The sequence below is a fragment of the Bradyrhizobium sp. USDA 3315 genome (assembly GCF_054056795.1).
In genome coordinates this window covers 2369425-2391934 of record NZ_JBSRYP010000001.1, presented here as the reverse complement: position 1 = coordinate 2391934, position 22510 = coordinate 2369425, and the positions used below count along the sequence as shown (strand labels likewise).

The following is a 22510-nucleotide window of genomic DNA, read 5'->3' as shown; positions in this document are numbered from 1 at the left end:
TGCAAATGGACCTCACCGTAATCTCCACGTTTCGTTGCAACTCGAGATGCCAGATGTGTTACATCTGGAAGAATCCGACCGATCCAAAGGAAGAGGTCACGCTCGAGACCCTGGCGAAACTTCCTGCGGGGTTCGATAATCTCAATATCTCCGGCGGAGAGCCGACCCTGCGGAAGGATCTGGCCGAGATGGTGGACCTGCTCCACCCAAAGGCCCGGATCATAGAGATCAGCTCGAACGGCCTGCATCCTGAGCGTCTCCTGCCCATCGTCAAGAAGCACCCGAAGATCAAGGTTCGTTTCAGCCTTGAGGGCGACGCGACCACCAGCGACTGCATCCGCGGCGAGAAGGACGGCTACGCCACGAAGGTCGCCGGACTTCGCATGCTGCAGGAGGCAGGCGGACAAGACCTGGGATTCGCCTTCGTCATCCAGGACGAGAATGTAGCGCAGCTCGTTCGGACCTATGAACTGGCGCGTTCGATGGGGTTCGAACTTGCGACCTCGACGCTGCACAACGCGTGGCAGTTCTACAAGAACGACAATTATTTCTATGAACGCGTCGCGGTGGCCCGGCAAGTCGAAGGGCTTATCACTGCGATGCTCAAGAGCAACAAGCCGAAGAACTGGTTTCGCGCCTACCTGAATCTGGGCTTGATCGAAAAGATCCTCGGCCACCCGCGATTGATCCGCTGCAGCGCGGGGACGGATTTCGCATTCATCGACCCCTGGTCCGACGTGTGGGCCTGCAATGTGCGGTCGGACCTGCCGCTGGGCAACTTGGCGCGTCAGTCCTGGAGTGAGATCATGGCCAGTGACACGGCCAAGAACTCCGTCGCCAAGGTTCACGCTTGCCAACAGAACTGCTGGATGGTGACGACCGCGCGCACGGCAATGCGCTCAACGCTGATTCCGCAGGCACCGAAGATGGGACCGCTCATCTGGGTGCTGAAGAACAAGCTGAAGGTCGAGCTCGGCCGGCCGATCTGTTTCGATCAATACATTGATTATTCCAACGTCGCGCCTACTCCGCGCGTCCAGCGAACGTCATTCCTCAACGAAAAGCAAAAGGCACGATTGGTGCGCGGGAGAGACACGGCCGACGCCCGATACCCGCTCAAGGAATTTATCAATAACTAATTCGACAGGAGGGTGCAGTGAGTGCGGATCATCTGGTACTGCGGGTGATCATGCTTGGCTTGCGTGGATTTCCCAATGTGCAGGGAGGAGTGGAAGTTCACGCGGAGCACCTGTGCCCCCATCTCAAGGAACTGGGCTGCGATGTCGAGGTGATCGTTCGCTCCTCCTATATGCCGCCTGATCGCGGCGACGAGTGGCACGGTGTACGCTACCAGCGGGTATGGTGTCCGAAGACCTCGGGTCTTGAGACAATCGTCCATTCGTTCCTCGGGGTGCTTGTCGCTGCATGGCAGCGGCCGGACGTGCTGCACATCCAGGCCATCGGACCGGCCCTGATGGCGCCACTCGCGCGATTGCTGGGACTGCATGTTGTGGTGACGCACCACGGCCCGGATTACGAACGGGAGAAGTGGGGCCGATTGGCCAGGATGGCCCTGCGCGCCGGCGAGGCCTGGGGCATGCGATTTTCCGACGGCCGCATCGTCATCTCCCAGACCATCCGAAAGCTGGTGCGGGAAAAGTACGGCCTGAATTCGGACCTCATTCCAAACGGCGTCACCTTGCCCGACGTGCCGAAAAGCACTTCGGTGCTGGACAAGCTTGGGCTTACGCCGGGACGATATGTGTTGATGGTGGGCCGGCTGGTGCCGGAGAAGCGGCACACCGACCTGATTCAGGCCTTTGCCGATGCCAGGCTCACCGGATGGAAGCTCGTGTTCGTCGGCGCCTCCGAGCATCCAGACGCCTATACCGAGATGCTTGCGGCACGCGCTGGGGCGACTGCTGGGGTCATCATGGCGGGCTTCCAGTGCGGCCTCGCACTGCGGGAGCTATACGCCCACGCAGGCATTTTCGTTCTGCCATCCTCGCACGAAGGCTTGCCGATCGCGCTGCTGGAAGCTCTGAGCTTCGGTTTGCCCGTGGTGGCCAGTGACATTCCCGCTCACCTGGAGATCGGATTGAATGACGCGCACTATTTTCATGTGGGAGATGTATCAGGGCTCGCGGATCGCCTGGCATCGTTTGCACACAGTCCGTGGCCGTTGGAGTTGCGCGAGAAGACACGCAACTGGTTGGCCGAACGGGAAGACTGGCGCTCGATCGCAGAGCGCACTCTCGGATGCTATCGCAGGGCGATTGAACCTCGTCGAGGCGGTCCTCATGCGCGGTCCCGGACGGCGCCGCCCAGCACCGCCTAGCGAGCTGCGCACGCGGCGCATCGGCCAACGCGCGATTCCCGTCCCGCAATTGAGGTATCGCCTCAAACCGATCGAACCAAAGCGACGTTCAAGATGAATATGCTTTTGCTGTATTTCCTCATCTATACGTTCTTTCGATCGATCTCCAACGGCCTCGACCGTCTGTCCGGGACGAGCTTTTCCATGATCCTGTCGCTCACCGTCATCGGGATCGGTGTTGTGGCCGCCTGGCATGCGCGACATGTCAGGATACATAAAAGACTGTTCGTGCTCTTGATAGCCATGTCCGTCTTTGTTGCCGCTTGCATCCTGTCTTTTGTCACCAATGGCTTCGGAGCCGGCAAGATCGTCAACCAGTATGCCGCCTTGTACGAGATGTTCAGGTACGTGCACCTGATCATGTTCGTCACACTACTTGCTGCCTTTTATCGTCATCCGGATTTTTGCCCGCGCCTCCATCGTGTTTATATGTGGCTGTTGTTCATCATTTCCGCGGTGGGGCTCGGTCAATACCTGACCGGTCATGCAGAGCTCGTCACGCAATACGACAAGTTTGAACGAGTGGCGGGTCTTTCTTCGCACCCCGTACCCTACAGCCTGGAGATCGTGCTGACCTTTTTCGTTTGCGAGCTGTCGCGACGGAAAATGCGCCTTCCCATTCAGCACTTTCACCTCGCGGTGTACTTGCTGTTTGTTGTTGCCCTGGTCCTTTCTGCTTCAAGGACCGGCGTCGCGCTGCTCGGGGTGGCCCTCAGCGTATACCTTTTCATCCAGAGGCCCGGCCTCCTTCCCGCGTTCGCGGCAGCATTCGCGATCCTCCTATGGCTGTCTCCATTTGGAGAGCTGTTTTCGGACCTGAAAACCGTTCCGGACTACATCATGAACGGCGAATATGTGGTGTGGGACTGGCAAACCGCAGTGACCTCGGTCCATTGGCGCATTCACCACTGGTACTATCTGTCCACGCTTGGGTTGGAACGAGCATGGATCGGATATGGCCCCGGTCAAACCCCGATCTACAGTCCGTTCCTTCTGCAGGCACACAATCAGTTCGTGGAGATATTCTTCGATACGGGCATGGTAGGCCTGATCTCCTTTGCCGCGTTTTGGTTCAGCCTTCCGCTGGCTGCAATGTCCGATCGGCGACGGATCATCAACACATTCGGAAAGAAATCAGCGGAAGCCGGAATTCTGCACTTCTGGGTTGCCATCTTTGTCGGCGTGACGCTGGTTGCATTGCTCGATCAAAGCTTTAACCGGGAAACAGTGGCGTTCTCGCATTTGATCGTCACCGTTTTCATCGTCCTGTCTCAGCCGGAAGCGGTCACCGCGCGAAACCCCGGATGGTCCTTCCGCCAGCTTTTGATGACTGCCGGTTCGCCGGCCGGCGCAGCATTTGGAGAACGTAACCTTGCAGTCGCGGAAGAACGGCGTTCCACCTAGATCTCGACCTGGATTGAGCCGGCGTCACGCACTTCGGGCCGCCGCGTGCGCCGCTGCGTACGGCGTGACGCGATCGCCGGTCTTCGGACAGCCAACCGCCGCGCCGTCCCTTGATCGCCAGTCGGACGTCGCGTTCACGTCGTCGCACGACCGCCTGCGCGGCATAAACATCCAGCAGCCTTTCGCGCATTGGCAGAAAGGTGAGCCCTGGAACATCCGCAGGGGCTGGGACAGCTGGATGCCGAAACAGCGACTCGAAAGAATTGCTGCCAGCGGAGTCGACTTCCTGCGCATCTGTGTCGATCCAGCGCCGCTACTCGCTGTCGAGACCAAGGCCGATTTGACCTCAGGCATCGAAACTGTCCTTCGATCGGTCGACGCCGTCCTTCAGGCCGGCATGAAGGTGCTATTCGACGTTCACGTCAGTACGGAGCACGAGGACTGGAACATTCAGACGTTGACCGATGGAATCGCAGGCCCGCATTTCCTGCGTCTTGTCGAAGTCGAGACGAGCATCGCAGCGGCATTGCAGACGAGATATGACCCCCAGTCGGTCGCGTTGGAGCTGTTCAATGAACCGCCGCCGCCGTCGGATTTCAGCTCCAAGACGGCTTGGGCGGAACAGCTCAAACATCTTTACGACGCAGTACGATCAGCCGCTCCGAAACACACGCTGCTACTTTCAGGAATGAATTACGCGAGCATCGATGGTCTGCTCTCGATCGACGTAAAGGCCTTCGACGCGAATACGATATTCGTTTTTCACTACTACGAGCCGTTCATATTCACTCTTCAGGGCGTCAATCTATCCTATAGCAAGTATTTGCATCGCCTCCAGTTTCCCCCGCAACCCGGCGACCGCGCTCGGGCGATCGAGCGGGCGATAGGTCTGTTGAAATCGGATGAGCAAACCTCCGTGTTGCGAAAGGAGTACCTTGTCCAGCAGCTGATGAGCGGCGCCGATCAATATTTCAATGTCCCTCAGGATATCGAGTTCATCCGTCGCAGAGTGGGCGAGGTCGCCGCTTGGTCCGACCAGAACAAGGTCGATCGCAAGCGCATCATGTGCGGTGAGTTCGGATGTTTTGGCGACTTCGCCGGTCGCACCGGTGCCGCGTTATCGGATCGGGCGATGTGGTTGCAGTCGGTGCGTCAAGCCGTCGAGGACAACGGATTTGGCTGGTGCGTTCACGACCTTGATGAGTCGTTTCGCATCACCAGCGACAACGGTGCATTTATCCCAGAGCTCTTGGCAGCGCTCGGTCTGCGCAAGCCATGAGACCGTAGGCTGAGCCAAGCGAAGCCGACGCGACCTTGCAGAAATCAAATATGGCGTGAAACCGACCACCGCGGCAAATGTCAGCGGAAAATCGTCCGTGTGAAGTAAATGCCGGTCAGGTATACGTGTGTATAAATCACACTTTGAAAGTTTTTTTGCCATTTTTGATTATTAACCAACCGGCTCAGCAGTCGGGGGGGCCAACTTCCAAGAAACCCACTGCTTGAAATCTCCTCGCGGTTCGAGGCTGCAATTCTTTGGAATCTGTTCGCGACTACTGAAGTTGCGAGCATGCAATATGTCGCACATCCCTGATGCGCGGCAGCGGAATTTCACGTCCTTAAATCTGGTCTGCAATGGAGAACAAAAGTGGCGCTGACCGATGTCACCTATCAAAACACGCCTGGCAACAGCGAAGGGTTTCCGCTTGGCGTTCCCACAAGCTATTCCTGGTACGGCGGGAGCACCGGCCATACAGGTAGCACCCCGCCCTCCAATTTCACCGCCGTCACAGGGTGGGGACAGGTCTATCCCCAATCCGGGGCAAGCAACGATTCTAATCCGGCCAACGTCCAGATCGCGAACTTCCAGACGTGGGTGCATCTGAAAACTGGCGGCTGGTCTCTCGTGCAAGATCAGGCGACGGACCCGATCGCCGGATCTCAGTTTCTCGCTGACTTTTCCGGAAACACGAACTCTGCCTGGAGCGTGACAAGGCAGGCGGACGGCAGTGCGATGGGCGCTGCGCCCCTCAGCGGATACAACGACCATTTCTGGCCGGGCTCGCGCGGCACCTATTCTGCCGGAACGGTCGATGGCGTCTATGTCCAGGCCGATATGAGGACCACTGATCCGAACGAGCATCTCGTTGCCGATCTGGGAGCCGATTGGTGGTCGAACTCGACGGCCGCATATGTCGACGGTTTCTCCAACAATCCCGGTGCCGGGATGAGCGATTGGGTCGCACTGACGACGAACTACAAGACCCTTTACTTCACCTCGATGACTACTGCGCAGTTGCAGGCCGATCTTCCGCCTCCGCTGAAGGGCACCTCTTCGCCGACGACGCCCACGACACCGACGACGCCGACGACGCCGACCGATCCCACGATACCGGCGCAGCCGACGACGCCGACCGACCCCACGACGCCGACAACCCCCACGACTCCAAGCGTGACCGCACCGGTGCTCGACGTCGCGGACAAGTCGCTCTGGGTGGCCGGCAGAGGCGGTCAGGTCGACCTGGGGACGACCGTTACAACGACCGACCCCAACGATAACCTCACCCTTAGTATCATGGGATTGCCGCGATACGAGACGATCACGACCGGCGACGGCACGACGCTCAGGGGCAACAACATCACCCTGACGTCCGCGCAGGTCGACAGCGGACTGACGCTGACATCGTACTACAAGGGCAATGCTCATCCGGTCGCGAACCTCACGCTGACCGCGAGCGCTATGGATCCGACCACCGGCGCTGTGATGTCGTCGGATCCGCAGACGATCCGCGTGACGGATCCCCGGCCGTCCAGCTGGACTGGCGGAAACGCAGGGAGCTGGGCAAACCACGGCTTTGCGCAGTTGCAGCAGCAGATGGGCGACACCAGCACCCTGGCGAACACAGCATCGCAGACGACCGGTTGGGCCGATCAAGGCGCGCGAGCGTCCCAGGCAAGCCAGGGCTTTGCGCTGCTGAACCAGTATCTGGCCGGTAGCACCGGTCGGGTCGACGCTGGTCAGATCGTGGCGGCGATGTCGAATGGGACCGGCTGGACGCACAACTCGTTCTTGAGCAAACCTCAAGGTTGATCCGGCTACTGCACCCGGGGGCTCTGCGCCCGGGTGCAGTACCATCAACGTGTTGGGAGTCGGAAACGGGCGGTCGATCGCGGACGGTAACGGCGAGGAGGCCGTCACGCGCGGGTCCTGGTCTCGGTTGGCTTCATCGCTCGCATCTGTTTCCAAGCGATAGAAATGCGTGCTGGCGCAACAGCTTCGGGTATGCGGCAAATTTGCGCGCAACATAACGGTGCAAAAATCAAGATTTGAAACTTTTTTCGCCATTTTTGCGCATTAACGAACCGGTTCAGCAGTCGGGGGGCAGGTCTAAAATCCCACTGCTTTGAAATCCCCTCGCGGTTCGAGGCCCTAGTGCTTTGATGTTGCTTGCGCCTTTTTGGCTGCGAGCAAGCGGTATGTCGCATGCTCTGTCGATGCGCGGCATTGGAATTCCCAGTCTTTGGAAATGCATGAGAAGGAACACTAACGCGGCCGGGTAGCCGCGAAGGGTTGAGTAAGAATGGCGATCCAGAACGGAAATGCCCCCGCCGCAGATCTAGGGCTTCGCGCGCTAGCTCTGTTCCTGCGCCTCCATGGCGTGAATACTGTGCCGGACCAGCTCCGCGATCGTTGCGGGAGCGACGAGATCGGCGTCCGCGCGATGCTTCGCTGCGCGCGCGAATTCGGAGTCAAGGTCCGCTCGCGGACAATGGATTGGACCCGCCTTGCGGGTATCCAGCTGCCCGGAATCGCCTCGCTGCGTGACGGCGGATTTCTGCTGCTGGGCAAGATCGACGACCAGGTGGCGCTTGTGCTGCACCCGACCTCGCCGCATCCGAGCCGGATGACGCGCGCGGAATTCGAAGCGATCTGGGATGGCGGTTTGATCTGTGCTGGATCACAGAGCCTCGCGCAGCGCGCACGTCATGCATTTGCCGGCATCCGCACGCGCTCGTTTGACCTGGGCGCCGGCCTGATGCACCGCGCCGGCGAGGGCCTGATGCGGGCTCGTGACGGTCTCACGAAGAGCTTCTTGGCGATGAGACCTGGCATCCTGATGCGCGGGCCTCGCGACGATGCCGCAATCCATCCGGCGAACACAAACACCGAATCCCCGGCCGCCGGCGTCGAATCCGAACATGACGATGAATCCGGGCTCATTGCGCTGGCGATCTTGCTGCGTTGCCATGGCATCGCTGCCGACCCCGGCCAAATTCGTCACCGGATCGGCGCGGCGCGCCTCGGCGTTACTGAAATCCTGCGCTGCGCCAAGGATTTCGGACTCAAGGCAAAGGTGCAGCGGACGAGCTGGAACAGGCTTGCCGTCACCCCGCTGCCGGGAATTGCGGTGCTGCGCGACGGCAGCTTCCTGATCCTCGGCAAGGTTATCGACGACAAGCTTCTCGTTCAGCGCCCGCTGTCTCCGCGGCCCGAAGCAATCACCCAGGCCCAACTCGAGGCGATCTGGGACGGCGGCATCATCCTGATGGCCCGGCGCGCCAGCCTGACCGACCTCGCGCGGCGCTTCGATATCTCCTGGTTCGTCGGCGCCATGCAAAAGTATCGTCGCCTGCTCGGCGAGGTGCTGGCGGCGTCGTTCTTCCTTCAGATCTTCGCCGTTGTCTCACCGCTGTTCTTCCAGGTGGTGATCGACAAGGTGCTCGTGCATCGAAGCATGAGCACGCTCGACGTGCTGGTCGTCGGGCTTGTCGTACTGACCGTGTTCGAGGCCGTTCTCGAGACGCTGCGCGTCTATCAGTTCGCGCATACGACAAACCGTATCGACGTCGAGCTCGGCGCCAGGCTGTTCCGTCACCTGCTGGCGCTGCCGATCGCCTATTTCCAGACCCGCCGCGTCGGCGATTCGGTGGCGCGCGTCCGCGAGCTCGAGAACATCCGCCAGTTCCTGACCAGCTCGGCACTCACGCTGGTGATCGATCTGCTGTTCACCGTCGTCTTCCTTGCGGTGATGTTCTATTACTCGACGACGTTGACGTGGATCGTGCTGGCGTCCTTCCCGCTCTACATCGGCATCTCCGCGGGAGCCGCGCCGCTGTTCCGTCGACGCCTCGACGAGAAATTCAATCGCGGCTCCGAGAACCAGGCCTTCCTGGTCGAGAGCGTCACCGGTATCGAGACGCTGAAGGCCATGGCGGTCGAGCCGCAGATGCAACGCCGCTGGGAGGAGCAGCTCGCCGGCTATGTGTCCGCAAGCTTCCGCGTGCTCAGCCTGAACAACACGGCGAGCCAGGCGGTCCAGATGATCAACAAGCTGGTCATCGCCGCGACCCTTTACTTCGGCGCCCGCCTGGTGGTCAGCGGGGACCTGACTGTCGGTGAGCTCGTCGCGTTCAACATGCTGTCCGCGCGTGTCAGCGCGCCGGTTCTGCGGCTCGCACAGATCTGGCAGGACTTCCATCAGGCCCGCCTGTCGATCGATCGTCTCGGCGACATCCTCAACACCATTCCCGAGCCGAGCTTCACGCCGGCCCGCGCGGCGCTGCCGCCGATCCGCGGTCAGGTCACATTCGAGCACGCGACTTTCCGCTACCGCATCGACGGCCCCGAGGTGCTGCACGACGTGTCCTTCAGCGTCGAGCCAGGCCAGGTCATCGGCATCGTGGGTTCGTCGGGCTCGGGCAAGAGCACCGTCACCAAGCTGATCCAGCGTCTCTATGTCCCGGAAAGCGGGCGCGTGCTCGTCGACGGCGTCGACCTCGCGATGGTCGATCTGAGCTGGCTGCGGCGCCAGATCGGCGTCGTGTTGCAGGAGAACGTACTGTTCAACTGCACGGTTCGCGACAACATCGCGCTGGCCGATCCGGCGATGCCGATGGAGCGCGTCATCGAAGCGGCAGAGCTAGCCGGCGCTCACGACTTCATCCTCGAACTGCCGGAGGGTTACGACACCGTTGTGGGCGAGCGCGGCAGCAGCCTGTCCGGCGGGCAGCGCCAGCGAATCGCAATCGCACGTGCACTCATCACCGATCCACGCATCCTGATCCTGGACGAGGCGACCAGCGCGCTGGACTACGAAAGCGAACGCGCGATCCAACAGAACATGAGGCGGATTTCCGCCGGACGGACCGTGTTCGTCATCGCCCACCGGCTCTCGACCGTGCGCAATGCAAGCCGGATCATCACCCTCGAGCATGGCCGCATCGTCGAGGACGGCAGCCATGACGAGCTGATCCGCACCAACGGCCGTTACGCCAACCTCCATTATCTGCAGGCCGGTATCCATGACGTCCGCTAGCCGCAATGTCGTCGCGTTTCCGAGACGCGAACCTCGCCGCCGCGAGCACGAAATCGCCTTTCTGCCGGCGGCGCTCGAGATCGCCGAATCGCCGCCGTCGCCGATCGGGCGCGCGATCGGGGCCTGCATCATCGCCGCGTTCTGCATCGCGCTGTTGTGGGCGACGCTCGGCAGCGTCGATATCGTCGCCAGCGCGACCGGCAAGATCGTGCCGGGCGGACGCACCAAGCTGATCCAGCCGTTCGAGACGGGTGTGGTCCGGGCCATCCGCGTCCGCGACGGCCAGAGCGTCAAGGCCGGCGACGTCCTGATCGAGCTGGACCCGACAATGACGGAAGCCGACCAGGAGCGCCAGAAGAGCGATCTGCTTGCAGCCGAGCTGGACGTCGCGCGGCTGCGCGCCGCGCTGGCCGCAGACCCGCTCGCGGCCTTCCGGCCGCCGCAAAACGCAAGTGCGGCAGAAATCGAGATGCATCGCCAGTTCCTGATCAGCCAGCGCGCCGAGCAGAGCGCAAAGCTTTCTGAAATCGAGCGCCAGCAGGGGCAGAAGGAAGCGGAACGGGCGACCACATCGGCGAGCGTCGACAAGCTGGAGGCGACGATCCCGGTACTGAAGGAGCGCGTCGACATCCGCAAGGGTCTCGTCGAGAAGGCATTGGCGTCGAAGGTCGTCTATCTCTCCGAATATCAGGAGCTGGTCGCCATGCAGCAGGACCTCGTCCTGCAGCAGAGCCGGCTGCGCGAAGCCGATGCGGCGATCGCGCTGCTGAAGGAGACCAAGGACAAGACCGCCGCGGAGTATCGCCGCGCGACCTATGATGCCCTTGCGAAGGCCGAGCAGAAGGCTGCGAGCGCCGCGCAGGAGGTGGTCAAGGCGGATCGGCGAACGAAACTGCAGAGCTTGACCGCACCGGTCGACGGCGTCGTGCAGCAGCTTGCTGTTCATACGGTGGGCGGCGTGGTGACGCCCGCTCAGGCGCTGGCCGTCGTGGTCCCGAGCGAGAGCCAGCTCGAGATTGAGGCCATGCTCTCGAACCGCGACATCGGCTTCGTTCATCCCGGCCAGAAGGCGGAGATCAAGGTCGATACGTTCAACTTCACCCGATACGGGCTGCTTCATGGCGATGTGCTCAGCGTGTCGACGGATGCCATCACGCGCGAAAAGCAACAGGGCAACCCCAATGACCGGACATTGGGCGCGGCGCAGAGCAGCAGCGAGCCTAAAGGTCAGGAGCTGGAATATGCCGCGCGCGTTTCGCTCGACCGGACGCACATGCAAATCGAGGACAAGCTCGTCAAGCTCGGGCCGGGCATGGCGGTGACGGTCGAAATCAAGACCGGCACGCGCAGGATCATCAGCTACCTGCTTTCGCCGCTGGCACGGTACCGGCAGGAGGCCCTGCGCGAACGGTAAAGCGAAGCCGGTCGCCGGACGTTGCGGCCGGGCGAGGCGCCACTCGCGTGAGAGCGAAGCTGATCGCGGTGGTGCCCGTCGTTAGGACGATGGCGGTGAAATTGCCGGTGGATTGGCAGATGCGCTATCGGCGTAGCGCTTCCAGACGCGATTTCGCCTCATGGACTCCCGCGGCGTTGGCCTTGGCATAGAGGTCTTGCGCCCTGCGCTCGTCGCCGCGCGTGCCGTAAGTCCCCCACTTCGCAAGAATCAGGGGATCGTAGGTTTCTGCCAGCGCGAAGCTCGCCTGGGCGCTGCCCATTTCCACGGCGCGCTCGAGTACAAGCCGCGCCGCGCCTATGTCGCCCTGACGCAACAAGGAGCTCGCCCGCGCAACCAGCCCTCCCGCTTCCGCAGCCTGCTCGGGAGCCGGCTGCGCAACCGTGCGAGCAGGCGCCGCTCGCGTCTGTTCGGCGGTTGGATTGGTGGCCACTTCGATGGACTTGTCCCGCGCGGTCGCACCGGTCGTCAACGCCGCGCCGTGCGCTTTGCGATCCTCGGCCTCATACGCATGGATTGCACTCCGCGACAAAGGGAGGTGCTGTGGCTGCACGTCGATCCTGGCGCGCAATTGCCTCAATTCGGCAGCGCTGGCTTCCGCCGCCTGCTTCTGCAGCAAGATTTCCTCGCCTGCCTTTGCCGCCCGCGCCGTCTGGGTCTCGCTGTCGCGATGCGCTGCCGCCAGATCTTGCTCCAGCCGCGCGGACCGCTCACGCTCCTTTTGCAGGTCCGCCGCAGCGCTCTTTCCCAAAGCTTGCAGCCGGGACGTTTCCTTGCCCGCTTCGGTCACCAGCACGACCTTGCTCTCGACATCACGTCGCGCCGCCGCAAGATCCTGCTCCAGCCGGGCGGACCGCTCACGCTCCTTTTGCAGGTCGGCCGCACCGCTCTTCTCCGCCGCCTTCAGCCGGGACGTTTCTTTGCCCGCTTCGGTCACGAGCAGGGCCTTGCTCTCGATATCACGTCGTGCTGCCGCAAGATCCTGCTCCAGCTTGGCGGACCGCTCATGCTCCTTTTGCAGCTCGGCCGCACCGCTCTTCTCCACCGCCTTCAGCCGGGACACTTCCTCGTCTGCTTTCGTCGCAAGCGCCGTCCTGGTCGCGACATCGCGCCGCGCTGCCGCAAGATCCAGCTCCAGCCGGTCAGCCCGCGCCGCTTGCAGTGAGTTCTGCAACTCCGCCGCACCGCTTTCCCTTTCCCGCTTCAGTCGGGCGGTTTCTTCGCTTGCTTTCGCCGCCAGTGCGGTCTGCGTCTCGACATCGCTGCGGGCAGCCGCAAGATCCTGCTCCAGCCGCACCAGTCGCTCACGTTCGTCCGGTGTGGCTTTGTGAGCTGCGCCGTTCTCAGCCGCCTGCCTGAGCTCCGCTGCTTCTTCACCGGCTTTGCGGGCCTGCGCCTCGAAGGCGTAGATCGTGCTTCGCGTCTGGGAAAGCTCCTGTGCCAGCGCGTCGGCCTTCGCGCGCGATTCCCGCAGTTCGGCGGCCTCGGCCTCCACCGTCCGCTTCTGCCGCAGGGCTTCATCGGCCGCCTTTGCCGCCAGCGCGGTCTGGGCCTCGACATCACGCCGCGCGATCGCGAGATCCTGCTCCAGCCTTGCGGACCGCTCTCGCTCCTTTTGCAGGGAGCCCTGCGACTCGGCCGCTCCGCTTTCGCTTTGCTGTTTCAGTCGGGAAACCTCCTCGCCTGCTTTGGTCGCCAGCACGGCCTGGGTCTCGACATTGCTGCGGGCAGCCGCAAGATCCCGCTCCAGCCGCGCGAACCGCTCACCTTCGTCGGGTGTGAATTTGCCGGCCGAGGCCGTGCAGCTTGCAACCGCCTGCCTGAGCTCCGTCGCTTCGTCTCCGGATTTGCGGACTTGGGCTTCGTATGCGTAGATCGAGCTCCGCGACAGCGAGAGGTCTTGTGCCAGCGCCTCGGCTCGCTCGCGCAATTGCCTGAGCTCGGCAGCTTCGACGTCCGCTGCCTGCTTCTGCCGCAGGGCTTCTTCCTTCGTCGTTGTCGCCAACGCCATCTGGGTCTCGACATCGCGCCGCGCTGCCGCCAAATCCTGCTCCAGCTGCGCGCTCCGCTCGCGCTCCCGTAGCAGGGCCGACTGCAGCTGCGTAGCGCCGCTTTCACGCATCCCCTTCAGCCGGGAAACCTCCTCGCCTGCCTTTGCCGCCAGCGCCGTCTGAGTCTCGACGTTGCGGCGCAATGCCTCGAGATCCTGCTCGAGCCGCGCGGACCGCTCGCGCTCCCGCTGCAGATCCGCCCCACCGCCTTCCGCCGCTGCTTTCAGCCGAGACGCTTCCTCACCTGTTTTTGTCGCCAGCACAGTCTGGGTTTCGACATCACGCCGCGCTGCCGCCAGGTCCCGCTCCAGGCGCTCCGCCCGCTCACGCGTCTCTTGCAGGGAGTTTAGCAACTCCGCTCCGTCCTGCGCGGCCTGCTTCTCTTGGACCGCCTTGCCCGCCAACGCGGCCTGGGCCTCGATATCGCGGCGCGCCGCCGCGAGACTCTGCTCCAGCGACTCGGCCCGATAGCGCTCTTGCTCGAGACGTTGCAGCAACTCGATGTCACGTCTTGCATTCGTCAGTTCGCAGGAGAGCGACTCCGCCCAGTTGTATTCCCGTTTCGAGGCCTGCCCCGGGTCGTTGACGCTCGCTTGGGCGACCTGCACCGGTCTGTCATTGCCGCCTCGACCCGGCGGCAAGGCTTCGGGAGCGCCGCTCCTTGCCGCTTCGATGAAACCGGGACTACCGGCAGCCGGCGAATGCTGCGGTTGCGTCGAAGGGCGGGCCGGATCCGGAGAGGCCCGTGATTCCGGCGCGCACGCCATTGCGAGCATGGCGGCAGTCGTCCACGACAGCGCGGACCGTCCCGCCTTGGGCAGCAGCCGGCGCGACGAATCCGCGATGTCGCAGCCGGTAACTGCCTTGTCCTTGAGGATCAGCGGGCCCATCCGCAATCACCTGTCGCACGGCGACACGATCTGTTGAGGTACGGCATTATGCGCCGTACCGCAGCGCGAAGCCTACAGCCCGCATGGAGGACCCACCCACCCCTTTCGGGTTAGGCCACAGGTCACGGCTTCACATAGGACCAGCCCTTCTCCTGCAGTTCCATCACGCGCACGACGCCTGACTTCACCACCTCCGCCTGGCGAACGATCGGGATGTCCTTGTTCTCGGCCTTGTGCATTTTTTCCTGGGTATTGCCGCAGGCCTTGAACGAGACCTCCGGCGTGCTCAGCGCCATTTCCTCGAGACGGGCTTTCACCGGCGAGGTGTCGTCGCGCAGCATGTGCAGGCCGGGTCCGAAGGTGACCACCTCGATCTTCACCCTCTCGCCGAGATCCTTGTAGTATTGCGCAACGTTGACGGCGTTGTTGAGCGCGAGATTCATGGCTGCGGGATCGTTCGTGTTCACCTGCAGGATCAGGTTGTGCGACTTGGCGTTGGATGGAAGCCGGGCGTTGGCGTTAAGAGGCGATCGTTCCCTCTTGTGGGTGGTCGCCTTGCGCGAGACATGAACCCTTTGGACCTTTTCTGAAACGTGCCGATAGTCCGCAGCGGGGTTCGTTGTTGTCGGTGTCCAGTACCGTCCGCCGCCTTGCTCCGCCGCAGCGTATGAAGCGGACAGCAGCACCGTTGCGGCTCCGATCATGGTTACCTTCGCAATTTGCTGAAACACGCGCATGGATACCTCTCCTGTTAAAGACACGTTATTCAAATCCCTAGCCGTTGGGTTTTGCGGTCGGTTGTGGCCACCTGCAGGCGGCGGTGATCTTCGCGCGCACCACATCCATGCCGCCCAACGGAAACACCGCATCCAGCGCCGGTCCGGTACGGGGTGCGAGGTGAATACTGAGACCTCCGCCGTCCGGAAGGGACTGCAGCAAGCGAATCACGTCGCCGCCGAACGCAACGCCGGTCCCGGACGCAGGCACAGCCGCCGCGACTTGCTGCGGCGGACCGTCGTTGATGCGGTAGGAAATCGCATATCCATCGCCGCGACCGGACACACGGGGTCCGGCGACGATCAGTTCGCTCCGCCCGCCATGGCAGCGAATCGAAAGCGTCATTCCGCTTTCGCCGGCACCGTCGCGCGATGACGTCGTGGCGGTGGCGACCGGTGAATAGTCGAGCGGTGAAGTCGTCAGGCTGACGACCCAGCTGTTACCCAGGTTCGCCTGGGGCAGCGCCGACGCCCGCGGTGTCTTCTCGGAGCACTCCGGCCGTTCGGAGCGTTCCTTGGCGGAGCAATCGCGGAGCTGAGCGATCTGGCGATATCCTGCCGCCTGCGCCGAAGCAATGCCGCTTGCGAGCAAGACTCCAGCCACCGCGCAGGTCGCCGCGCGTCTCATTGCGATGTATTTGCGGCGGCGCGCGGCTCGCGATCGAGCCACGCCTGCGCTGCGGGGAAGCGCGTCAGGCCGGGAACGGTCGCGGCGAGATTGATCGTCTTCCACTTTTGGTCGAAGCCCGGCTGCTGCAGCTTGTCGATCCGCGAGAACAGATACTCCACGAAGCGCGCAAGGCGCTCATAGCGGTTCGATTTGGCCGGAAAGTTGAAGGCCACCAGAGCGGTCGGCACTGCGATTGTCGTGACGCGCTCGCCCTGCTTGATGAGATTGGGATATTCCGTGGCCTCGAGCGAGGCGGGAAGATAAAAGTCTTCGAACCTCCTGTCATAGGGAACAGGCAGGAACTTGAACCCCGGCTCCCAGCGGCCGCGCACGAAAGCATCCACCGGCTTCGAGGTGATGAAGACGACCGCGGCCATCTCGCCCTTGCGCATCTGCTCGAGCGCGACCTGATGGGGGATGAAGGTTTTTTCCACATCGAGGCCAAGGCGGCTGAAGATCAGCGGCCCCGAATAGGCCGCCGCAGTACCCAGATTATTGAAGTTCACCTTCTTGCCGGCGAGATCGCTCAGGCTTTGGATCTCGGGACGAACGAAGATATGCAGTTCGGACGGAAACAGGTTCAGCACGAAAGCCAGCCGTTGCTGGATATCCGGCACCTGGCTCCTGTATTCCTCGAGCACGTCGGAATTGATGATGGCGGCATCGATGCCGCGCAAATACAGCAGTGAGTTCACATTCTCCGTCGGCCCGCGCGTCACGACCGGCAACACATGCAGCTTGTCGCCATCGTCTACGACGCGGGCGATTTCGGCCGCGAGACGAATGGGCGCGCCCTCGAGCAGGCCCCCGGCGAGGCCGATCGTCCAGGCATTCATCGTCACCTGCGGCTTTTGCGGCGGCGGCTCACGGCGCAATTGACGCGGTGCAGCAGGTTGCGCCTGTGCATCCACGTTTGACAGCGGAACGGTCGTGAGCAGCGGAATCAGCAGCGCCAGCATGCGCAACGGGTGCAATTCCCTTTTTGCGGTCTGTCCCATGGGATCTCCGCCCTCGCCGATCGGTGATTTTGTCGTAGTTTCATGCAGTTCATCGGCGCGCGCTATTTCTCCCCATGGGGGAGCCCACTACTCCTTCCGGATTATCCATTGTGCGTGTCCCCACGCCGCGGCAGCGAGGGATCGACGTCTCGTACGGTTCTGTCGCGGTTTGAAATTAGGCCGGCATCGGCGATGGCGTTTTGCCGCGTTGTTGTCGTTCTGCCGACGACGGGCGGCTTCGGTGCGGCGATTCTTTACATTCCGCCCCGACCAGGTCTCATAAACGGCTTCTGTTGTTGCCTTGGCCATGGGCGTGCATTCAGCACAACTTGCCAACCCAAGCGGGCGCAATCGTCGTTTGGCGTGTGCGCAGGGTGGCGGAGAGAGTGGGATTCGAACCCACGGTACGGTTTCCCGCACACACGCTTTCCAAGCGTGCGCCTTAAGCCACTCGGCCATCTCTCCGGGAGGCCCTCTCTTGAAGGGCTGAGGCGGATTTTGCAAGGGAGCGCAGGCCGGGAGCGCGAAATTTCCACAACAGATTGAAAACATTGGGTAAATTGATAGCGACGGCAGCCGCGCGCTGCGGCCTTGCGCGCGGACGCGCGCGATTTTGGCCGGCGGTCGGTCAGGGACCGGCGCAAATCAATGGATGCATCCGATCAGCCCGCCTCTTCGTCCGGAGGCTCGCCGCAGGCGCGGGTCAGGAATCTATTGGGCCGCATCGTTCCTGGAAGAACGGATGCCGGATTCCCGCTTTCGCGAGCCCTGTCGCGAGAACGCGAAGTTATGACCACTAGCCGCGCAACACATTCAGTGTCGTCCCTGCCTAGTGCCCAATTGCGCACTAGGCAGGGACGACAGAACCGCGGATGGGCGAACTAACGCACCCACCCTGCATCGTCATGCTCGCTCAGTGATAGCGCGCGGCAAAATCCGCCGTGCGGCGCGGCCACAGGGTTGGTGGCTCCGGCAGCGCCGCGTTTCCCGCATTGTGCGTATCCTGCAGCGCCTCGATGAAATCGGCGAACCATTGCTGGATGGTGCCGCTGTTGAGCTTCTCCATCATCGCTTCCCAGCGCATCCGCCGCTCGGTCAGCGGCATCGCGAGGGCCGTCGCCAGGGTGCGCGCCATGCCGTCGATATCGTGCGGATTGACCAGCAGCGCGGCGTCGAGCTCGTTCGCCGCTCCGGCGAATTTCGACAGCACCAGCACGCCGGGGTCCGCCGGGTTTTGCGCGGCGACATATTCCTTGGCGACGAGGTTCATGCCGTCCTGCAGCGGCGTCACGACGCCGACCTGCGCGGTGCGGTAAAGGCCTGCGAGCACGCCCTGGCCAAAGCCCTTGTTGAGGTAGCGGATCGGCGTCCAGTCGACCTCGCCATGCACGCCGTTGACGTCGGTGACGAGCTTCGCCACCTCGCTCTGCAGATTGCCGTAGGCTTCGATCGCGCCGCGCGAGGGCGTTGCGATCTGCAGCAGCGACACCGAACGTTTCAGGTTCGGATGCAGCGTCCACATCTTGTCGAACGCCTTGATGCGGTTGACGAGGCCCTTGGAATAGTCAAGCCGGTCGACGCCGATCGCGAGCTTCTCGCCATTGAGGCTGCGCCGCAGCCGCGTCACGTCGGGATGCGTCATCGCCTTGGTCGCCTGCTGCGCGAACTTGCCGGGATCGATGCCGATCGGAAACACCGCGGCGCGGGTGCGGCCGAACGACGAATTGATCACGCCGTCGCGCACCTCGAAGTCGAGATCGTGCTGCACATAGCTCAGGAAGTTCTCGCAGTCCTCATCGGTCTGGAAGCCGATCAGGTCATAGGACAGCATCGCCTCGATCAGCTCGCGATGATTGGGCACGCCCGCGATCACCGCGCGCGCCGGCCATGGCGTGTGCAGGAAGAAGCCGATCGGCTGCGTGACGCCGAGATCGCGCAGCTCGGCGCCGAGTGCGAGGAAATGATAATCCTGGACCCAGAACACGGAATCCGGCTTGCGGAAGCGCAGCAACGCGCGCGCCATGAACGCGTTCACTTCGCGATAGCTCGCGTAGTCCTCGCGAGACGCACGAATCAGATCGGCGCGCGAATGCATCGCGGGCCACAGCGCCGAATTGGCAAAGCCTTCGTAATAGCCGCCATAGTGCGCGGCCGGCAGATCGAGCATCGCCAGCGCGCCCGCCCCGAGCGCTTCGACCTCTGCGAAAGGTTCCTTCAGGTTCCCGTCGCGGACGCGTCCGCTGGAACCAACCCATATTGCCCCTGTCTTTTCCACCACCGGCAACAATGCCGCAGCCAGCCCCCCCGTCATGGGTTCATTGGGTTTTCCGCGCGAGACGCGGTTCGATACGACGACGAGGTTCACCAGGTCCCCTCCTGTTGGTCAACTCGCGTATTAACAACCATTCATCAAGATGGTTCCTGATCAAGGAATCTCCCAATTGAAACCAAATTCTGGCGAACACGCACGGAACTCGCGGGAACTCGCGAAAAGAAAATTACGCGCGAGGTTGACGCCACGACGCAAAAGCACCGTATTCGATTCGGCTGCGATGAATGCGTTTCGGTTAGGACAGGCTAACGTCCCTATCAACGTCGAGCAGATGCGCGAGGAATTCGCGCACATCGCTCGGTCCGTCGAAATGTCCGGCGACGCCGGTTGCGCGACGGCCGACGGAGAACGCTAGACCGTCGAAATCGGGCATGATCGCGAACACGGTCTCGTCGGTGACGTCGTCACCGATGAAGAACGGGCGCCGTCCCTTGAACGGCTCATGCGTCATCAGCTCGAGCACGCCGGTCGCCTTGGTGAAGCCGGAATGCTTGATCTCGCAGACGCTCTTGCCCGGCAGCACCTCGATCGGCGCATTCGGCAACTCCGCGCGGATCAGCGACACCGCTTCATAGATCGCCTTCTCCGCCTGCGGCGCCAGCCGATAGTGCAGCGCCAGCGAATAGCCCTTGTCCTCGAGCAGAATGCCGGGGCTGAGCTTCGCGATCGCGGCAAGACGGCGCTTCAATTCCTTGTCGAGCGGCGGCGCGTGTGCGGCAACCGCCTCGCTGTCCGGCTGCAGCCGCATCTCGGCGCCATGGCCGCCGATCGCAGGAAACACTTCCGGCGCGAAGATCAGGTCGATGTCATTGAGGGAGCGGCCGCTGACCAGCGCCAGCGCGCCGTGGGTGCGCTCATGCAGCTGCTTCAGCGTGGTCGACAGTTCGGGCGGCACCCAGACCTCGCGCGGCGTCGGCGCGAAATCGAGCAGGGTGCCGTCGATGTCGAGCAGCACCGCGGCCTGGCGGAGCGGCGGAATCAGCGACGCCGGCGTCGGCACGCTGTCCGTCCTGGCGTCAGGGGCGATGTCATCATCCATGGGCATCTCGGCCACGTCATGTTTCGTCATAGTCTACTCCACACATGCCAGTGGTCGCGCGACAGATTCGAGCGATTTCCGCTCGGCCGCGACGGCGTAGCGCCATGCGACCGCTGCGGCGACCATCATGAGCGCCGACCCCAGCAGGTAGCCGGCGAAGACGCTGTTGCGCGATCCGGTGTCGATCAGCACGCCGAACAGCGCCGGTCCAATCACGCCGCCAATGCCGGTGCCGATCGCATAGAAGGCGGCGATCGCGAGCGCGCGGACCTCCAGCGGAAACGTCTCGCTGACGGTAAGATAGGCGGCGCTCGCGGCCGGCGAGGCAAAGAAGAAGATCACCATCCAGGCGATGGTCTGGGTCTGCGCGCTGAGCACGCCGATCGAGAACAGATAGCCGGACAACGCCAGCAGCACGCCCGAGATGCCATAGGTCAGCGCGATCATGGTGCGGCGGCCGAGCGTATCGAACAGGCGGCCGAGCAGCAGCGGCCCGAGGAAGTTTCCGGCGGCGAAGGGGAGGATGTACCAGCCGACATTGCTGGCGGCGACACCGAAGAAGTCGGTCAGGATCAGCGCGAAGGTGAAAAAGATCGCATTGTAGAAGAACGCCTGCGCGGCCATCAGCGTGAGCCCGACCAGCGAGCGCTGCCGGTAGGTGGAGAACAGCGTCACCGCGACCTCACGCAGCGGCGTGTGATCGCGCATCCGCAGCCTGATCTTCTCGAAGTCTGCGCTCGATTGTTCGTGGCCGAGCACGGAGGTCTCGATATCGGCGACGATCTTGTGGGCCCGGTCGGGGTAGCCGTGGATCATCAGCCAGCGCGGGCTTTCCGGAATCCACATCCGCATCAACAGCACGACGAGGCCGAGCACCGCGCCGGTGAAATAGGCGATCCGCCAGCCGTGGTCCGGCGCAAGGAACGCGGGATCGAGCAGGATGATAGCGCTCAGCGCACCGATCGCCGCCCCGATCCAGAAGCTGCCATTGATGACGAGATCGGTCCAGCCGCGATAGCGGGCCGGCACCAGTTCCTGGATGGTCGAGTTGATCGCGGTGTACTCACCGCCGATGCCGGCACCGGTGAGAAAGCGAAACAGCGCGTAGCTCGCGACATTCCACGACAGCGCGGTCGCGGCGGTCGCCGACAGATAAAGCGCGAGCGTGATGAAGAACAGCTTCTTGCGCCCGATCCGGTCGGTAAGCCAGCCGAAGCCCAGCGCGCCGAGCACGGCGCCGGCGAGATACGCGCTGCTGGCAAGACCGACATCGGCATTGGAGAAGCTCATCGTCGGGCTGTCCTTCAGCGCACCCGACAATGCACCCGCGAGCGTCACTTCCAGCCCGTCGAGGATCCAGGTGATGCCAAGCGCCAGCACGACGCGGGTGTGAAAGCGGCTCCAGCTGAGATTGTCGAGCCGGACCGGAATCGAGGTCTCGATGATGCGGTCATCGTCCGGCGTGACCGGAGCCACGGCCTCTTGCGTCGTCGCGGAACTCAATTGTGTCGGCTGCACTGTCATCAGAATCGACCAATGAGAAAAACCCCGGAACGATCTGTTCCAAGGCTCACTCACCCGGAATTGCGGCAAACGGAGTGCCCGCCACGCGACGTCAACGCCGCAGGCCGGCAAGGGTTCCCGCGATGCGGCATAGGAACCGCGATCGCGGCGAACTGTTCTCGGCTCAAAAGACACGGAGGCATCGATGGCCGCACACAAGAAAGCAACGCGCAAGACGGTAAGGACATCACCGGCACGGTCCACGAGCACGACGCGTCGCAGGCGTGGCGCAAGCAAGAGGACGGCGAAGCGCTGGTCGCAGCGGGTGACCAAGGAGAGCGACGCGCTCGACCTCAAGCACGGTGTGTTCAAGCAGACCAGCGCGAAGAAGATCGCATCATCGCTGAAGCAATCCGCCCAGCACAGCGCGCGCCGCAAGAGCGGCGCCTATCGTTCCGCGCTCTCGATGCTGACCTTCTATATCAACCGCGCCGGCAAGACGCTGCCGAAGATCGAGCGGTCGCGGCTGGAGCGCGCCAAGGTCGAGTTGAAGCACCAGTTCGGGCGGGACTAGTCGCATCATCCCGCCAACCAACAGCGTCGTCCCGGCGCAGGCAATTAATTCGTCGTCCTGGCGAAAGCCAGGACCCATACGCCGCGGCCCAACAAAAGGGCACGCGGCGAGTTGCACTTAAAACAA

At 62.6% G+C, this 22510-nt stretch carries 15 protein-coding genes and 1 tRNA gene; 8 read left to right on the top strand and 8 right to left on the bottom strand.

Annotation, left to right across the window (positions count from 1 at the left end):
- Positions 1–5: 5 nt before the first annotated feature.
- The 7 genes from ACVIYL_RS10990 (at position 6) to ACVIYL_RS10960 (ending at position 11512) form a co-directional block, all read left to right on the top strand.
- Positions 6–1139: a radical SAM protein gene (locus ACVIYL_RS10990; protein WP_225162373.1), complete on the top strand. Its 1134-nt coding sequence runs from the start codon at positions 6–8 to the stop codon at positions 1137–1139.
- Positions 1140–1156: 17 nt separating this feature from the next.
- Positions 1157–2338, top strand: coding sequence for a glycosyltransferase family 4 protein (locus ACVIYL_RS10985; RefSeq protein ID WP_456778519.1), 1182 nt, complete (start codon positions 1157–1159; stop codon positions 2336–2338).
- 93 nt (positions 2339–2431) lie between these two features.
- On the top strand, positions 2432–3781 hold the full coding sequence (locus ACVIYL_RS10980; protein WP_456778518.1) for an O-antigen ligase family protein: 1350 nt from the start codon (positions 2432–2434) through the stop codon (positions 3779–3781).
- Between the two features lie 64 nt (positions 3782–3845).
- Entirely contained in the window at positions 3846–5060 is a 1215-nt protein-coding gene (locus ACVIYL_RS10975) for a glycoside hydrolase family 5 protein (RefSeq protein ID WP_456778517.1), read from the top strand.
- A 369-nt stretch (positions 5061–5429) separates the two neighbouring features.
- Positions 5430–6872 (top strand): hypothetical protein, encoded by a 1443-nt coding sequence (locus ACVIYL_RS10970; protein ID WP_253605200.1) that lies wholly within the window; start codon positions 5430–5432, stop codon positions 6870–6872.
- Positions 6873–7362: 490 nt separating this feature from the next.
- The gene (locus tag ACVIYL_RS10965; protein ID WP_456778516.1) at positions 7363–10098 is read left to right on the top strand and encodes a type I secretion system permease/ATPase; all 2736 of its coding nucleotides are present in this window, start codon (positions 7363–7365) and stop codon (positions 10096–10098) included.
- Complete coding sequence (locus ACVIYL_RS10960) at positions 10085–11512, top strand: HlyD family type I secretion periplasmic adaptor subunit (RefSeq protein WP_092079172.1); 1428 nt, start codon at positions 10085–10087, stop codon at positions 11510–11512. The genes ACVIYL_RS10965 and ACVIYL_RS10960 overlap by 14 nt, the downstream gene beginning before the upstream one ends.
- Before the next feature lie 124 nt (positions 11513–11636).
- Here the strand turns inward: ACVIYL_RS10960 and ACVIYL_RS10955 are convergent, their stop codons facing one another.
- The 8 genes from ACVIYL_RS10955 to ACVIYL_RS10920 form a co-directional block, all read right to left on the bottom strand.
- Complete coding sequence (locus ACVIYL_RS10955) at positions 11637–14492, bottom strand: hypothetical protein (protein WP_456778515.1); 2856 nt, start codon at positions 14490–14492, stop codon at positions 11637–11639.
- Between the two features lie 122 nt (positions 14493–14614).
- Positions 14615–15229, bottom strand: coding sequence for a DsrE family protein (locus tag ACVIYL_RS10950; protein ID WP_253605204.1), 615 nt, complete (start codon positions 15227–15229; stop codon positions 14615–14617).
- A 37-nt stretch (positions 15230–15266) separates the two neighbouring features.
- The gene (locus tag ACVIYL_RS10945; RefSeq protein ID WP_456778514.1) at positions 15267–15860 is read right to left on the bottom strand and encodes a hypothetical protein; all 594 of its coding nucleotides are present in this window, start codon (positions 15858–15860) and stop codon (positions 15267–15269) included.
- A 32-nt stretch (positions 15861–15892) separates the two neighbouring features.
- Positions 15893–16897, bottom strand: coding sequence for a TAXI family TRAP transporter solute-binding subunit (locus ACVIYL_RS10940; protein WP_092079185.1), 1005 nt, complete (start codon positions 16895–16897; stop codon positions 15893–15895).
- A 414-nt stretch (positions 16898–17311) separates the two neighbouring features.
- Positions 17312–17401: transfer RNA gene (locus tag ACVIYL_RS10935), tRNA-Ser, on the bottom strand.
- 448 nt (positions 17402–17849) lie between these two features.
- Positions 17850–19301: a trehalose-6-phosphate synthase gene (locus ACVIYL_RS10930; RefSeq protein ID WP_057021128.1), complete on the bottom strand. Its 1452-nt coding sequence runs from the start codon at positions 19299–19301 to the stop codon at positions 17850–17852.
- Positions 19302–19503: 202 nt separating this feature from the next.
- Positions 19504–20337 (bottom strand): trehalose-phosphatase, encoded by an 834-nt coding sequence (otsB, locus tag ACVIYL_RS10925; protein WP_375166737.1) that lies wholly within the window; start codon positions 20335–20337, stop codon positions 19504–19506.
- Between the two features lie 3 nt (positions 20338–20340).
- Positions 20341–21831: an MFS transporter gene (locus tag ACVIYL_RS10920; RefSeq protein ID WP_253605295.1), complete on the bottom strand. Its 1491-nt coding sequence runs from the start codon at positions 21829–21831 to the stop codon at positions 20341–20343.
- Positions 21832–22015: 184 nt separating this feature from the next.
- On the opposite strand from ACVIYL_RS10920, the gene ACVIYL_RS10915 reads away from it, so the two are divergent.
- On the top strand, positions 22016–22384 hold the full coding sequence (locus ACVIYL_RS10915) for a DUF3175 domain-containing protein (protein WP_253605298.1): 369 nt from the start codon (positions 22016–22018) through the stop codon (positions 22382–22384).
- The last annotated feature ends 126 nt before the right edge of the window (positions 22385–22510 follow it).